Below are 13110 nucleotides of genomic sequence, written 5' to 3'. Positions count from 1 at the left end.
AATTTCTTCGCCTCAGCGAAGCCGCTCCCGACTTCCCTCGACAGCTGACGTAATGATGCGCAATGAGGCCTGCCGGATGGGGTGGTTCTTCGCCATCGTAGGGAACGCATCGACCAGGCTGAGGGCTCGCTCCAAGCTGTCCTGAGCGAATGCCACGGGCACATCCCCTTGCCTGGCCAGGTCCATCATGTGGTTTCGTGTGATGGAGCGTCCCTCGCCACAGACATCCATCTGGTGTTCACCCCCTGGACCTTCGCAATACGTCAGGTCGTAAGCGGGGGAAAGGTGCCAGGTCCGGTCCTGTGACAGTCGGAATGAAATGTTCTTGGCGTGGTCGTCACGGTTGTTGAACACCACGTTGAACACTGCTCGCTCATACGCCTTGTTCACCTCAACCTGACTGCGGGTCAGGAATCGGGTGGCTCTGAGGAAGGTTGTGTAGTCCACTGCCGACGGCAGTCGGAAATTGGCATGCAACAGGCCCGCAAGCGTGTGCACTGGCACACGCATGCCGCGCTCCACGTCAAAGCGCTCGATGCCAAAGCCAGCCAGCTTTTTGTCCAGGTCAAAGTAACGGGTGGCCGGAATGTCCAACCCAAAAGCGCGCGCCAAATCGGCGTACAGGTTTTCGATGGCGCAGACCTCTTTGTGTTCCGCCTGCGCCTGGAACTTGACCAGCCAAGCCCCGCCGCCTGCAAACGGTTGGTTGCTCATGTGACCAGTGTGCGGGTCGTGAAAGACCAGCACCTTGGGACGCGCACCATGCGGTGAGCCGCCCATCAGCGCCAGGGCTTTCAACGCGACGCTATCCTGGCCAGCAATGACCGCCTGCGCCTGCTGGGCCAGCGCCAACAGCTGGACATCCTCGCCTGACAGGGCCAACGGGTCAGCGGGCTCGAACGTCAATGCTCCCATGGCCCTGGTGCCGATGAACGCCAGCCGGTCCAGCGGCGACAACTCAGATGACTGGCGCCCAGCTTTGCGAAATAGCCGGTCCATCAGCATCAGCCCCCAGCCATCGGGCAGGGCATCGGCCACCAGGCCAGGTAAGCGCATCTGGTGTTCCGGAAAACCGCCGTAGGCTTGGGCTCTGAGGACCAGGTGCCTGGGCGAAAGCTCCAGTCCCTGTTCAAGCGCTTCCGCGCTGTATTCAAACAGCAGGTGTCGGCCATCATCGGCCAGGGTGGCCATTGGCCAACGCTCGCCCCAGCCTTCGTAGAACACCTGCAGCTTCTTCATGGCCGACTCCGCAGGGGAACCCGGGTCTTGCGCGGTGCCCGCTGACGTTGGGCCAGCTGGGCTTGCTCCATCTCGGCAATCGACTGCACCTTGAGCACAAACAGCGATTGCAGCTGGTCGGTCAGCCCCAAGGCCTGCACGACGCGGACCAGCGACGCCACAGAGGACTGGCCGGTTCTTTCGAGGGACTTGACCGTGCCAACCGAAATCCCGGCTCGCTCGGCCAGGTCGGCCTGCGTCAGCGACTGCGACAGGCGCACTGCTTTGAGCCGCAGGCCCAACTCTGCGGTTATTTCATCGCTGGTGGAGAATGCAAAGTCTATCATATTGGCTATTAAATCACTAAATACCAACTAATGGTCAATTTAGTGGCTCTTTGAATCACCTGTGTTGGTCTTGTCTTCAACGTCGTTTTGCATGAGAGGTTTGCCCTTGAAATGGCTTTGTTGCATAAATCGGCCATAGGCCAAGGCATCGGCTTGAGCAGTCGGCCTGGTACGAGGGCATGGTGTTGTCACTGACGGCAACGACCGACCAGGCATTGACCGCCGAGTGTTTCGAGCGACTGGCTCCACAGATGACCGCCAAGGGATGGAAGGTCAGCAATGCTTCCGTGCTCACATTCACCACAGGGGTGGAGGACAACTTGTTGATTCCGCCCATTACATTGGTTTCGGAGCTGCAAGCCTGGGCCTCAGAGGTGGCCTCGACGGTAGTCGAAGCCATCGATGGCTTGTATGAGCTCTTTGAAGGCGCTGAAAACGCACACAAAGCCTTCAATGCTCGTGCAACACCGCCCGGTTCGGAGGTCCTGGTCTCAGATGCGCTGGCTAAGGACGCAAGCAATGATGACCGAATAGAAACGGCTATTGAATCCCGTGGGTTGGATGCCAGCGAGGATGGTGAAGGGAGCATTGACATGACCGAATGCCTGGCCTGGATGGGCGACACCATTCAGTCGTATTTGGATGGGGCACAGGAAACTCCTCCAAGGGGAGAGGGCACCTGAGCTTTTACGGTGCAGCAGATGAGGAAGCTGTTGATTGCCGCTTGATTCGTCGCTCGACGTCTTGCAGAAAGTCGGATGCGGGAATGTCCAGCGCATCGCACAGCTTGAAGAGTAGGCGCACGCTCGGGCTGTTGCGCCCCAACTCAATCAGCGAAATGTAGTTGCGGTCCACGTCCGCACGCAGTGCCAAGTCAGTCTGACTCCACTTGCGTTTGGTGCGCAGGTTTCGAAGTGCCTGCCCGAGTGCGTGATCCGGTTCCAAATGACTTGCTCAATAAGTTGAGCAAGGTTCGCGGAGACAGCTCCATAAATTGCCGCATATATGCTGCAAAATGTTTGTTACGTAACTACGACCCCATGGCTGGGTTGTCTTTGCGCACCGGGTGTTCGCCGCCCAACTGACGATCCCGACGTCGCATACCAGAACTACCGAATCACTTTTGAAGGAGAAAAACCGATGAGAGAAGGCGTTGCAATTTTTTGGGCAGGTGCAACCATGTTTGTGCTGATATCCCTCATACAAGGCTACACATGGCCGCTGTACATCTATCTGCCCGTCGTTGGCTGGTTCGCTTACTCGGGGCACAAGCGACGCAAAGCGCAAAAAGAGCTTTTTGCACAGGAAGGGTTCACTGTCAGTGATAGCTATGAGTTCGACGGGACCGACATTGCCATTGACACCCAAACGCGCCGCCTCGCTATCAACGACCATGGAAGCATGCGAATTCTGTCGGGGGACGACATCGTCAAATGCAAGGCAGGCAAGTCGAGTCGTACGGTCCGCCCCGACTGGTCGGACAAGGATCGCAAGGTTCGCGAAATCGTGTACTACCTCGATGTCTCGACACGTGACCTAGACAACCCGAACTTCCGTGTGCACTTTCATCACACTGCGGACTTGGAACAGTGGCGGGCGCGGATTAACGCGTTGATGGACGATGAGTGAGCACGCCGGGCTATCAATCCAGCAGGGTGCGGGGGAGCCCATCCAAAGCCTGCTTTCAAGTATGGTTAGAAATATGGCTTGAAAACAAAAAAGCCACCTTGCGGTCAATGCCAGTCAGTTAAGAGCTGACTGGCATTTTTTTCGTTGGGAATTTGGAAGCGCGTTTTTTGACGACCCTTGGGAAGCTGCGCCCAGTGCGGCGTGGCGGCAGCACGAAGTGTCGCGATTGCGCCAACAGGGCTGCCAACTGCTTGGGCAAGGTGCCGGCAGAGTCCAGGCTGGGGACCGCCAGTAAGTTCACGATGGCGTAGCTGGCTGTGTGGAAGCTGATGCGCTGGGGCTCGACCTGGACGTGCGCTGCCATCTCGCGCATCCAGCGGCGCAGCAGCGTGTAGGCGATTAGCACACCCCACAGCTCCTGGCGCACCAGCGCGGGCTGCTTGCTGCGCAGCACCGGCTCACCCTCCTGCAGGGTCTGCTTGATCTCCCGGAACCCCAACTCGATCTCCCAGCGCTGGTGGTAGAGCTCGGCCAGCTCCTGCGCCGGATGCGTGCGGGGACACAGCAAGGATGTGATGAAGCGGCGCAGCCGTCCACCCACGCTCACCTCGATCAGGCGTGCCTGCCAGTGGCTGGGCAGATGCGGGTGTGCCTTGCGCGCTTGTGGGGACACCGGCATGCGGATCAGCGCATCGCCGCACGCCAGTTGCTGGACGATCTCATGGCGCAGATTGTCCCGCGCGCGCATCAACCAGTGGCGCTGCGTACCCGCAGCCTGCCAGTCCAACAGGAACGCGGCCGAGAAGTACGCCCGGTCGAACAGGGTCACCGAGTGATCCTCGCCGCGCAACTGCGCTGCCAGGCTCAATTCGCCGCAGTCCATGGCGCCGAGCTTGGCATCAAGCATCTCGTGGCTGTGTGTGTCCATCAGGCAAGTGGCGCGGATCTGCGGCCAGGGCGAGAGGCCATGCTGGTTGCTGCAGCTGCCCAGTTCGACTCGATTCTCAGGGGTGTCCGGCGCCGACCAGACCACACCATCCACAGCCAGCACGCGCAGTGGCTGGCGCACATTCACCGCAGGACGGCTCCAGGCTTGGGTCAACAGGCCGAACAGCTCGGCCAAAGGCTCCTCGCCCAGGCGCTGGCGGGCTTGCACGCTGACACTCGGTGCAGGCGGCGCTTGTCCATCCAGGCTCAAATCCAGCTGCTGCACCACCTGCCACAGTGGCCGATCTCGAAACAGCGCCAAACCGATCACAAGCCACACGGCATGCTCGGCAGGCAGCTTGCGCCGGCGGATGGAGGCCTTGCCGCTGGTCCCCAGCGCCTGTGCGATCCAGGCAGGGTCTATCAACGCGCTGAGCTGCTCGAGGCGATCAGGTACTCGGGGCAGGGTCTGGCGCAAGGCGTTTGCAAGCAGGCTCATCAAGAAAAAAGGGAACGTGTTGAACACGCTCCCTTTTACTGGATCAAGCCGCCTGCGGGCTTAACTGACTGGCATTGACCTTGCGGTGGCTTTTTTCTTTCTAAATCAACAGCTTAGAAAATATTTCTGGCGGAGAGGGCGGGATTCGAACCCGCGGTGGGGATTAGCCCACACACGCTTTCCAGGCGTGCGACTTAAACCGCTCATCCACCTCTCCGAAGCCCGCTACTATAACATTGCTTTTGGATCGGATGGCGCAGCCCACAGAATTTCTTTGCGCACGCGCTGCGGTCGAGGGTCGCCCTGGGAATGATTGGGTGTAGGCTGCTTGCATGACCACTTCCATCATTCCTACTCTTTCACAGGCGCCTTCTGAAGGCGGTGCTCCCGTCTCGCGTTTGGCGGTGCGCCGTGTGGCCATCGACACCTGGCGCGAGAACGTTGCTTACCTGCACCGTGACTGTGCTGTGTACCGTGCGGAGGGTTTCCAGGCGTTGTCCAAGATTGAGGTGCGCGCCAATGGCCGGCGCATTCTGGCCACGGTGAACGTGGTGGATGACCTCGGCATCGTTGCGTGCGATGAGCTGGGGCTGTCCGAAGACGCCTTTGCCCTTCTGGGGGTGGAGGCTGGCTACAAGGTGGCGGTAGCGCAGGCCGAGCCTCCCGAATCCATGGGGGCGCTGTTCCGCAAGATCGCGGGGGAGCGCCTGCGGCGCGAGGACCTGCGTGCCATCGTGCGTGATATCGCCGAGCACCGCTATTCCAAGATTGAGCTCACGGCCTTCGTTGTCGCGTGCAACCGCGACGAGTTGGACCGCGAAGAAGTGTTCTTCCTCTCCGACGCCATGGTGGCCACGGGCCAGCGGCTCGATTGGCACGAAGGCTTGGTGGTGGACAAGCACTGCATCGGCGGCATCCCGGGCAACCGTACCTCCATGCTGGTCGTGCCCATCGTGGCGGCGCACGGCATGCTGTGTCCCAAGACGTCGTCGCGTGCCATCACATCGCCGGCGGGCACAGCCGACACCATGGAGGTGCTGGCCAATGTCGAGCTGCCGCTGCAAGACCTGCAGCGCATCGTGCGCGACCACCGCGGCTGCTTGGCCTGGGGGGGCACGGCCCAGCTCTCGCCCGCCGACGATGTGCTGATCTCTGTCGAGCGCCCGCTGTCCATCGACTCGCCGGGGCAGATGGTGGCGTCCATCCTGTCGAAGAAGATCGCCGCAGGCTCCACCCATCTGGTGCTCGACATTCCTATCGGCCCCACGGCCAAAGTGCGCTCCATGCCTGAAGCGCAGCGCCTGCGCCGCCTGTTTGAGTACGTGGCGCGGCGCCTGGGCCTGTCGCTCGACGTGGTCATTACCGACGGGCGTCAGCCCATCGGCAACGGCATTGGCCCGGTGCTGGAAGCGCGCGACGTGATGCGGGTGCTGGAAAACGATCCGCGCGCGCCCAATGATCTGCGCCAGAAATCCCTGCGCCTGGCAGGCCGCCTGATCGAATGCGACCCAGACGTGCGCGGCGGCGACGGCTACGCCATCGCACGCGACATTCTTGACTCCGGCCGCGCCTTGGCGCGCATGCAGGCCATCATCGCCGCCCAGGGCGGCAAGGCGTTTGACCACAACCACCCGCGTCTGGGTGCGCTGCATTTTGAAGTTTGCGCCCCGGCTGACGGTGTGGTGGCAGGCATTGACAACCAGCAGATTGCCCGCATCGCCCGCCTGGCTGGCGCGCCCAAGGTGCAGGGCGCGGGCGTCGATTTGCTGTGCAAGCTGGGCGATGCCGTGGTCAGCGGCCAGCCGTTGTACCGCGTGTATGCCGACTTCCCGGCTGATCTGGAATTCGCCCGCCAGGCCTGCGCGCAGGGCAGCGGCTATCGCCTGGGCACCGCCGACGAGGTGCCGCGCGTTTTTGTGGAGTTTTGAACATGACCGGATCGCCTGCAGCCCAAACCTGTCTGCTGTACTTCGACGACGAACGCCCTGCTGCCGAGCGTCTGGCCGCCGCCAGCGGCCTGGCCCTGCGGCCCGTGCAGCGCCATCGCTTTCCGGATGGCGAGCTCAAACTGACTTTGCCGGTGGACGGGGCGGGCCAATTGCCCGTGCGCGCCGCAGCCTCTACCAGCCCAACGACAAGCTGGTCGAACTGCTGCTGGCCGCCCGCGCCCTGGGCGTGCGCCACCTCACGCTGGTGGCGCCGTATTTGGCCTACATGCGCCAGGACATCGCCTTCCATCCAGGCGAAGCCGTGAGCCAGCGCATCGTTGGTCCGTTCCTGGCCAGCCTGTTTGACGCTGTGGTCACCGTCGATCCGCACCTGCACCGCGTTGCCACGCTGCCCGAGGCCGTACCCGCGGCCCAGGCCGTGGTGGTCAGCGGTGCACCGCTGCTGGCCGACTGGATCGTGCAGCAGCGTCCCGGCGCGCTGCTGGTGGGCCCTGATGGCGAATCGGCCCAGTGGGTGGCCCAGGCCGCACAGCGCCACGGGCTGCAGCATGCCGTGTGCACCAAAGAGCGCCATGGCGACCGCAGCGTCACCATCGCACTGCCGCCGCTGGACGTGCAGGGCCGGGCCGTGGTGCTGCTCGACGATATGGCCAGCACTGGCCATACCCTGGCGCAGGCCACGCGCCTGCTGCTGCAGGCGGGCGCCGCCTCGGTCGATGTGGCGGTGACCCATGCCCTCATCGCGCCCGACGCGCTTGCCGCGCTGCACGAGGCAGGCGTGGGCAGCTTCTGGAGCACCGACTGCGTGGCCCATGCCAGCAATGCCGTAGCCATGGCACCGGCCCTGGCCGAGGCTCTGGCGCAGGTGGCTGCCGCGCTGGAGTGATCTGGGAAACTCCTTTTTTGATAGCTGCTGGCGCTTGCCCCGTAAGGGCTGGTGCCATATTTTGCTTCAAACGACTCAGCCCGCCCTTTGCTGCACCCGCAGCCACGCGTTCGATAGTTTACAAAGGGCCGGGGCAATGCGTAGGTTGGCGTGTAGCTTTCAAGGGAGGAAAAACTGCTCGCACAGCGTCCAAGGGTGGTAGACGCACCCAACAGGTGGGCTGAGAGGTGGAAATGCAAAACGGGCCACAAGGGCCCGTTAGTCATGAATGCTTGAAGTGGAGGGCGGGATTCGATCCCGCGCTGGGGATTAGCCCACACACGCTTTCCAGGCGTGCGACTTAAACCGCTCGTCCGCTCATCCGCATCTCCGCAGCCCACTGCTACAACATTGCTGTTGGTGCAGATGGCGCATCCCGCAGAATTTCTTCACGCATGCGCTGCGCTCAAGAAGCGCGTTGTGTCGTCTGCACCATCTTCATGGCCGATCCGATCAGGGCGGACACTTCGGTCATGTTGCTCGGCACGATGAGTGTGGTGGCTGCGTCAGCGGCCACCTGGCTGTAGGCATCCACGGCTTTTTCTGCGACCTTGAGCTGTACGGCTTGCTCTCCCCCTGGCTGGCGGATGGCCGCAGCCACGCGTTCAATGGCCTGTGCGGTGGCCTCGGCCACGGCCTTGATGGATTCGGCTTCGCCCTGGGCCTTGTTGATGACGGCCTGCTTTTCACCTTCAGAGCGGGCGATGAAGGCCTCGCGCTCGCCGGTGGCGATGTTGATTTGCTCCTGGCGGCGGCCCTCGGAGGCGGCGATCAGCGCGCGCTTCTCGCGCTCGGCCGTGATCTGCTGCTGCATGGCGTGCAGGATTTCCTTCGGGGGCGTCAAGTCCTTGATTTCGTAACGCAGCACCTTTACACCCCAGTTCAAGGCGGCTTCGTCAATCGCCTGCACCACCTGGGCGTTGATGATGTCGCGCTCTTCAAAGGTCTTGTCCAGCTCCAGCTTGCCGATCACCGAGCGCAGCGAGGTTTGTGCCAGCTGGGTCACCGCCATGATGTAGTTGCTGGAGCCGTAGCTGGCGCGCATGGGGTCTGTGACCTGAAAGTACAGGATGCCGTCCACCTGCAACTGTGTGTTGTCTTTGGTGATGCAAATTTGGCTGGGCACGTCGAGCGGGATTTCCTTGAGGCTGTGCCGATAGGCCACGCGGTCCACAAACGGCACCAGAAAGTTGAGGCCAGGGGTGAGGGTGCCAGCGTATTTGCCCAGACGTTCTTTGACCCAGGCGTTCTGTTGTGGAACGACCTTGACGGATCGGGCGATGAAGATGACCGCGATCATCAGGATGACGATGGCAATTTCCATGGATGCGCCTTTCGGTTGCGATGTGAAAAACAAAGGGGTGACTAGGACGTGTTGAGAATCAGCGAGAGTTGATAACCCCAGCTGCGAGATAGATCATCGCTGCGAAGCTGCTATCCGTCTTGTCGCTGCGCATTGCGATACGTTTGAACTCCTTGAGCTTGCAAAAGAAGTTCTCGATCAAGTGGCGCCATTTGTAGACCTCCAGGTCAATCTCCAGTGGCGCTCTCCTGCGGGGCATCTGTGAGATCACCACCTGCGCCCCGCGCTTACCCAACTCCTGGATCAGCCAATTCACATCGAAGGCCTTGTCGGCAAGCAAGGCATCAAAGCGCACATCGGCAATCAGCTCTCTGACCCCTTTGGTGTCGTGGCGCTGCCCTGGCATCAAGACGAACTTCACCAGATTGCCCAATGCATCCGTCAGCGCCAGTATCTTCGTGGTCATGCCGCCCCTCGAGTGGCCTATGGCCTGGCCCGAAGTCCCCCTTTTGCCCCCTGGCCGTGCCGATGCACTTTCACAATCGTGGCATCCACCATCGCATATTCCATGTCCGGCTGCTCGCTCACTGCATCGAACAGACGTTGGAACACATCGGCCTTAACAGGCCGTTGAAAAATCCCCCGCCGACGCTGGCGTCGGCCAGTACGATCTGAAGCCATCGGCGAACAACCCAGACGAGGACGATGAGAGGCAACCAAGACTTCCAGGGGGCGATGTTCAGCTACATCAGCCTTGAAGAGCGCGTGCCGCAGACACACCCGCTGCGCAAACTGCGCGCCGCAGTCGATGCGCTGCTGGCGACGATGAACCGCGAGTTCGACGCGGTGTACGCCCGCCGGGGCCGCCCCTCGGTGCCGCCGGAGATGCTGCTCAAGGCCCTGCTGCTGCAGATCCTGTTCTCCATCCGCAGCGAGCGCCAGTTGGTCGAAGCGGTCAACTACAACCTGCTGTACCGCTGGTTCGTGGGCCTGAACATCGAGGACAAGGTCTGGGACCACTCCACCTTCAGCGCCAACCGCGAGCGGCTCTTCAACGAAGACTTGGCCCGCGCCTTCTTCGAGCGGGTCAAGCACACCGCCGATTGGGCGAAGTTGACCAGCGACGAACACTTCAGCGTGGACGGCACGCTGATCGAGGCCTGGGCCTCGCACAAAAGTTTCAAGCGCCGGGACGACGACCAAACCCCGACTGAGGGGCGCAATCCCGAGGTGGACTTCAAAGGACAGCAGCGCTGCAACGACACCCACGCCAGTACCACGGACCCCGATGCCCGCCTGTTCAAGAAGAGCCAGGGCGACAAGTCCCGCCTGTGCCACATGGGCCACATCCTGATGGAAAACCGCAACGGGTTGATCGTGGACGTGGAGATCACCCATGCCAGCGGCACCGCCGAGCGCGAGGCGGCGCTGGCCATGTTGAAGCGTCGGGACAACAAGAACAAGCGGGCTACGGTCGGGGCCGACAAGGGCTACGACAGCAAGGCCTTCATCAAGGGCTGCCGAAAGCTCAAGGTCACGCCGCACGTGGCGGCCAAGGACAAGCACTCGGCGGTGGATGCCCGGATCACCCGACACGAGGGCTACAAGACCAGTCAGAAGGTGCGCAAGCGCATTGAGGAGGCCTTTGGCTGGATCAAGACCGTGGGTGGTCTGGCCAAGACCAAGCTCATCGGTCAGGCCAAGCTCACGGGTCAGGCGCTGCTGTGCTTTGCCACCTACAACCTGGTGCGCATGGGCAGCATCGGCGGCTGGTGGGACGCGCATCATGCGTGAGCCCGGGGATACGTGCGCCCGAAATGGGCGAGATGGCCTGCAAACAGGCCAGATTGGCCGGTGCAATCGCTGCGCAGACGCGTCTGGGCCACTCGTTTCTTCGAAAACAGCGTCCCTGATGCGTTCGATGCCCACTTTTTCAACGGCCTGTTAAGGCTACGCTGAACAAGCCCTCGAAATTTCCCGCGCGAACGCGGAAGACGCCATTTTTTGGATTTTGTGGCCTCTTGCGCCGCCCATTTGGGCCGTTCGCAGGGCCTTGAGGCCCGATTTCCACCCTTACGGGCGCACCTGTCCCTGCAGGCGCCCTCGGGCAAGGTAGATGTTGGCCAGCGCCAAGGCCGTGAACGCACGCGTGGCGTTCTTTTGCAGCCCGCGATAGCGCACCTTGGTGAATCCCCACAGGCGCTTTACCACCGCAAAGACATGCTCGACCCGAGCGCGCACCCGTGACTTGTTGCGGTTCTTGGCCCGCTGAACTTCGTCCACCTCGCCCGCACGGCGGGTGCGCTGGTTGGTGAAGTCCTTGGCCCTGGGGGCTTTGCTCGCTATCAGTGTTTTCTGGCTGGCATAGGCCGAGTCGCCGTACACGCGTCGCTCATTGCCATGCAGCAGATCGGGCAGTGGGTGTTTGTCGTGCACGTTGGCCGCCGTCACCACGGCGCTGTGCGCCAGCCCGCTTTGGCTGTCCACCCCAATGTGCAGCTTCATGCCGAAATACCATTGCTGGCCTTTGCGGGTCTGGTGCATGTCGGGGTCGCGCGCCTTGTCGGCGTTCTTGGTAGAACTGGGCGCGGCGATGATGGTGGCATCCACGATGGTGCCGGTGTTGACCTTGAAGCCGCGCTCCTGCAATTGCTGGCCTACCTTGGCAAACAGGGCTTCGCCCAGTTTGTGCTCATGGAGCAGTTTGCGAAACTTCAGCAGCGTGGTGGCGTCGGGCACGCGTTCGCGGCCCAGGTCAATCCCCACAAAGCGGCGCAGACTGGCACTGTCATACAGAGCCTCCTCGCACGCCAGATCGGCCAGGTTGAACCAGTGCTGCAGGAAGTGGATGCGCAGCATGCGCTCTAGGCCAATGGGCGGGCGGCCGTTGCCTGCCTTGGGGTAGTGCGGCTCTATCACCTGACACAGAGCGGCCCATGGCACTATTGTCTGCATGGTCCGCAAGAACTCTTCGCGTCGGGTGGGTTTGCGCGAATGCTCGAATCCGTTGTCTTGATCTGCGGCCATTGCCAGGGTCTGCTGCTTCATCTGCGGATAACGTTTGACCCCCCTGAGGTTGCCCCTGAATTTCGGAGCGCTTAGCCCGGGTTTCATGCGGCGTTCTTGCGCTGAGCCGCCAGCCAGCGTTGCTCGTATTGCATGGGGCTGAGATAGCCCAGCGCCGAATGCAGACGAGAGTGATTGTAGAAGGCCATCCAGTTCAGAATGGCTGTCCTGGCCTGCTCTCGGGTGGCAAACCTTTGCCCCAGCACGCAAGCCACCTTCAGATGGCCCCAGAAGCTCTCCGTGGGCGCGTTGTCCCAGCAGTTGCCCTTGCGGCTCATGGATGAACTGATACCCCAGGCCTTCATCGTGGTCTGGAACTCATGGCTGCAGTACTGGCTGCCGCGGTCGCTGTGGAAGATCAGCCCCTTGGCTGGCCTGCGGCGCCAGCAGGCCATCAGCAGCGCGTCTTTGACCAGGCTGGTCTGCATGTGCGGCTGCATGCTCCAGCCCACCACCTGGCGGCTGTGCAGGTCAAGCACCGCAGCCAGGTACAGCCACCCCTCATCGGTGGGGATGTAAGTGATGTCGCCGCTCCACAGCAGATTGGGCGCCTCGGGGTTGAAGCGCCGCTGCACGAGATCCGGAGCCACCGGCAGGTGGTGCTTGCTGTCGGTGGTAACGACGAACTTCTTCTTGGTGCGCGCCTTGATCCCGTGGCGCTGCATCAGCACGCGCACACGCTCTTTGCCCACGCGGATGCCCCTGGCCAACAGCTCCTTGTGCATGCGGGGCCAACCGTACTCGCCTTTGATCTCCGCGTGAATGGCACGTATGTGCGCCAGCAAGGCTTCGTCGCTCTGAAACCGGCTGGGGCAATGATCAGGTTCACCCTGACCTCGCTTCCAGTTGAAGTACCCGCTGGTGCTGATCTCCAGCACCTCGCACATCAGGCTCACAGGCCATGCCTTGCCGCTCATTTGCCGGACCCAAGCGTACTTTGCAGCACATCCTGCGCAAAGTACGCTGCGGCTTTTTTTGCGATGTCGCGCTCCATCTTCAGGCGAGCCACCTCGGCCCTCAAACGCGCAAGCTCCATCTGTTCGGCTGTGACCACCGGGGCCTTCTGGCTCGGCACAACACCGCCCAATTGCCCCTTGGCATCCAGGCGAACCCAGTTGGACACATTTGATGACGGGATGCCCAGCACCTTGGCCACCACCGCCCCAGACTGCCCGGCCTTGACCTGCCTGACAGCCTCCAGTTTGTACTCCAGGGTGTACTTGCCACGTACCTGCTTGTCGACCATT

12 protein-coding genes, 2 tRNA genes and 1 pseudogene are annotated in these 13110 nt (G+C 61.8%); 5 read left to right on the top strand and 10 right to left on the bottom strand.

Annotation, left to right across the window (positions count from 1 at the left end; genetic code table 11):
• Nucleotides 1-12: 12 nt before the first annotated feature.
• The gene (locus BDD18_RS03270) at nt 13-1191 is read right to left on the bottom strand and encodes a type II toxin-antitoxin system HipA family toxin (protein ID WP_244938971.1); all 1179 of its coding nucleotides are present in this window, start codon (nt 1189-1191) and stop codon (nt 13-15) included.
• Nucleotides 1192-1235: 44 nt separating this feature from the next.
• Nucleotides 1236-1565, bottom strand: coding sequence for a helix-turn-helix domain-containing protein (locus BDD18_RS03265; protein ID WP_142081366.1), 330 nt, complete (start codon nt 1563-1565; stop codon nt 1236-1238).
• A gap of 179 nt (nt 1566-1744) precedes the next feature.
• Here BDD18_RS03265 and BDD18_RS03260 point away from each other — a divergent pair, with 179 nt between their 5' ends.
• Nucleotides 1745-2248, top strand: coding sequence for a hypothetical protein (locus BDD18_RS03260; RefSeq protein WP_142081364.1), 504 nt, complete (start codon nt 1745-1747; stop codon nt 2246-2248).
• Between the two features lie 4 nt (nt 2249-2252).
• Here the strand turns inward: BDD18_RS03260 and BDD18_RS03255 are convergent, their stop codons facing one another.
• Nucleotides 2253-2510, bottom strand: coding sequence for a helix-turn-helix domain-containing protein (locus tag BDD18_RS03255; RefSeq protein ID WP_142081362.1), 258 nt, complete (start codon nt 2508-2510; stop codon nt 2253-2255).
• 195 nt (nt 2511-2705) lie between these two features.
• Between BDD18_RS03255 and BDD18_RS03250 the strand changes: the two genes are divergently transcribed.
• A complete protein-coding gene (locus BDD18_RS03250; protein ID WP_142081360.1) occupies nt 2706-3194 on the top strand; it encodes a hypothetical protein in 489 nt (162 codons plus the stop codon).
• Between the two features lie 118 nt (nt 3195-3312).
• Here the strand turns inward: BDD18_RS03250 and BDD18_RS03245 are convergent, their stop codons facing one another.
• Both BDD18_RS03245 and BDD18_RS03240 read right to left on the bottom strand, forming a co-directional pair.
• Nucleotides 3313-4620 (bottom strand): IS4 family transposase, encoded by a 1308-nt coding sequence (locus tag BDD18_RS03245; RefSeq protein ID WP_142081358.1) that lies wholly within the window; start codon nt 4618-4620, stop codon nt 3313-3315.
• 127 nt (nt 4621-4747) lie between these two features.
• Nucleotides 4748-4837, bottom strand: a tRNA-Ser gene (locus tag BDD18_RS03240).
• A gap of 115 nt (nt 4838-4952) precedes the next feature.
• Here BDD18_RS03240 and BDD18_RS03235 point away from each other — a divergent pair.
• Nucleotides 4953-6548, top strand: coding sequence for a thymidine phosphorylase family protein (locus BDD18_RS03235; protein ID WP_142081357.1), 1596 nt, complete (start codon nt 4953-4955; stop codon nt 6546-6548).
• 2 nt (nt 6549-6550) lie between these two features.
• Nucleotides 6551-7455: pseudogene (locus tag BDD18_RS03230) on the top strand (ribose-phosphate diphosphokinase).
• A gap of 278 nt (nt 7456-7733) precedes the next feature.
• On the opposite strand, the gene BDD18_RS03225 reads toward BDD18_RS03230, so the two are convergent.
• From BDD18_RS03225 to BDD18_RS03215, 3 genes are all read right to left on the bottom strand, one after another.
• Nucleotides 7734-7810, bottom strand: a tRNA-Ser gene (locus BDD18_RS03225).
• 90 nt (nt 7811-7900) lie between these two features.
• Nucleotides 7901-8818: an SPFH domain-containing protein gene (locus BDD18_RS03220; RefSeq protein ID WP_142081355.1), complete on the bottom strand. Its 918-nt coding sequence runs from the start codon at nt 8816-8818 to the stop codon at nt 7901-7903.
• Between the two features lie 58 nt (nt 8819-8876).
• Nucleotides 8877-9362, bottom strand: coding sequence for an IS5 family transposase (locus BDD18_RS03215; protein ID WP_142081353.1), 486 nt, complete (start codon nt 9360-9362; stop codon nt 8877-8879).
• A gap of 140 nt (nt 9363-9502) precedes the next feature.
• Between BDD18_RS03215 and BDD18_RS03210 the strand changes: the two genes are divergently transcribed.
• The gene (locus BDD18_RS03210) at nt 9503-10591 is read left to right on the top strand and encodes an IS5 family transposase (protein ID WP_142081350.1); all 1089 of its coding nucleotides are present in this window, start codon (nt 9503-9505) and stop codon (nt 10589-10591) included.
• A gap of 279 nt (nt 10592-10870) precedes the next feature.
• On the opposite strand, the gene BDD18_RS03200 is transcribed toward BDD18_RS03210, so the two are convergent.
• Complete coding sequence (locus BDD18_RS03200) at nt 10871-11845, bottom strand: IS5 family transposase (protein WP_142081348.1); 975 nt, start codon at nt 11843-11845, stop codon at nt 10871-10873.
• A gap of 62 nt (nt 11846-11907) precedes the next feature.
• Nucleotides 11908-13109, bottom strand: a protein-coding gene (locus tag BDD18_RS03195) for an IS3 family transposase (protein WP_142082499.1) whose coding sequence is annotated in 2 segments (ribosomal slippage) — nt 11908-12842 and nt 12842-13109 — 1203 coding nt in all. Because the reading frame shifts where the segments join, the coding sequence is not laid out codon by codon here.
• Between the last annotated feature and the right edge of the window lies 1 nt (nt 13110).

The organism is Acidovorax temperans, assembly GCF_006716905.1.
Taxonomy (GTDB): Bacteria; Pseudomonadota; Gammaproteobacteria; order Burkholderiales; family Burkholderiaceae_C; genus Acidovorax; species Acidovorax temperans.
Note: the sequence above shows the minus strand (reverse complement) of the source record. Positions and strands in the feature narration are given on the sequence as shown.

Coding starts and splice junctions, on each gene's coding strand:
- BDD18_RS03220 (WP_142081355.1), bottom strand. CDS start 8,818: ATGGAAATTGCCATCGTCATCCTGATGATCGCGGTCATCTTCATCGCC.
- BDD18_RS03200 (WP_142081348.1), bottom strand. CDS start 11,845: ATGAAGCAGCAGACCCTGGCAATGGCCGCAGATCAAGACAACGGATTC.
- BDD18_RS03235 (WP_142081357.1), top strand. CDS start 4,953: ATGACCACTTCCATCATTCCTACTCTTTCACAGGCGCCTTCTGAAGGC.
- BDD18_RS03270 (WP_244938971.1), bottom strand. CDS start 1,191: ATGGCCACCCTGGCCGATGATGGCCGACACCTGCTGTTTGAATACAGC.
- BDD18_RS03245 (WP_142081358.1), bottom strand. CDS start 4,620: ATGAGCCTGCTTGCAAACGCCTTGCGCCAGACCCTGCCCCGAGTACCT.
- BDD18_RS03210 (WP_142081350.1), top strand. CDS start 9,503: ATGAGAGGCAACCAAGACTTCCAGGGGGCGATGTTCAGCTACATCAGC.
- BDD18_RS03250 (WP_142081360.1), top strand. CDS start 2,706: ATGAGAGAAGGCGTTGCAATTTTTTGGGCAGGTGCAACCATGTTTGTG.
- BDD18_RS03260 (WP_142081364.1), top strand. CDS start 1,745: ATGGTGTTGTCACTGACGGCAACGACCGACCAGGCATTGACCGCCGAG.
- BDD18_RS03265 (WP_142081366.1), bottom strand. CDS start 1,565: ATGATAGACTTTGCATTCTCCACCAGCGATGAAATAACCGCAGAGTTG.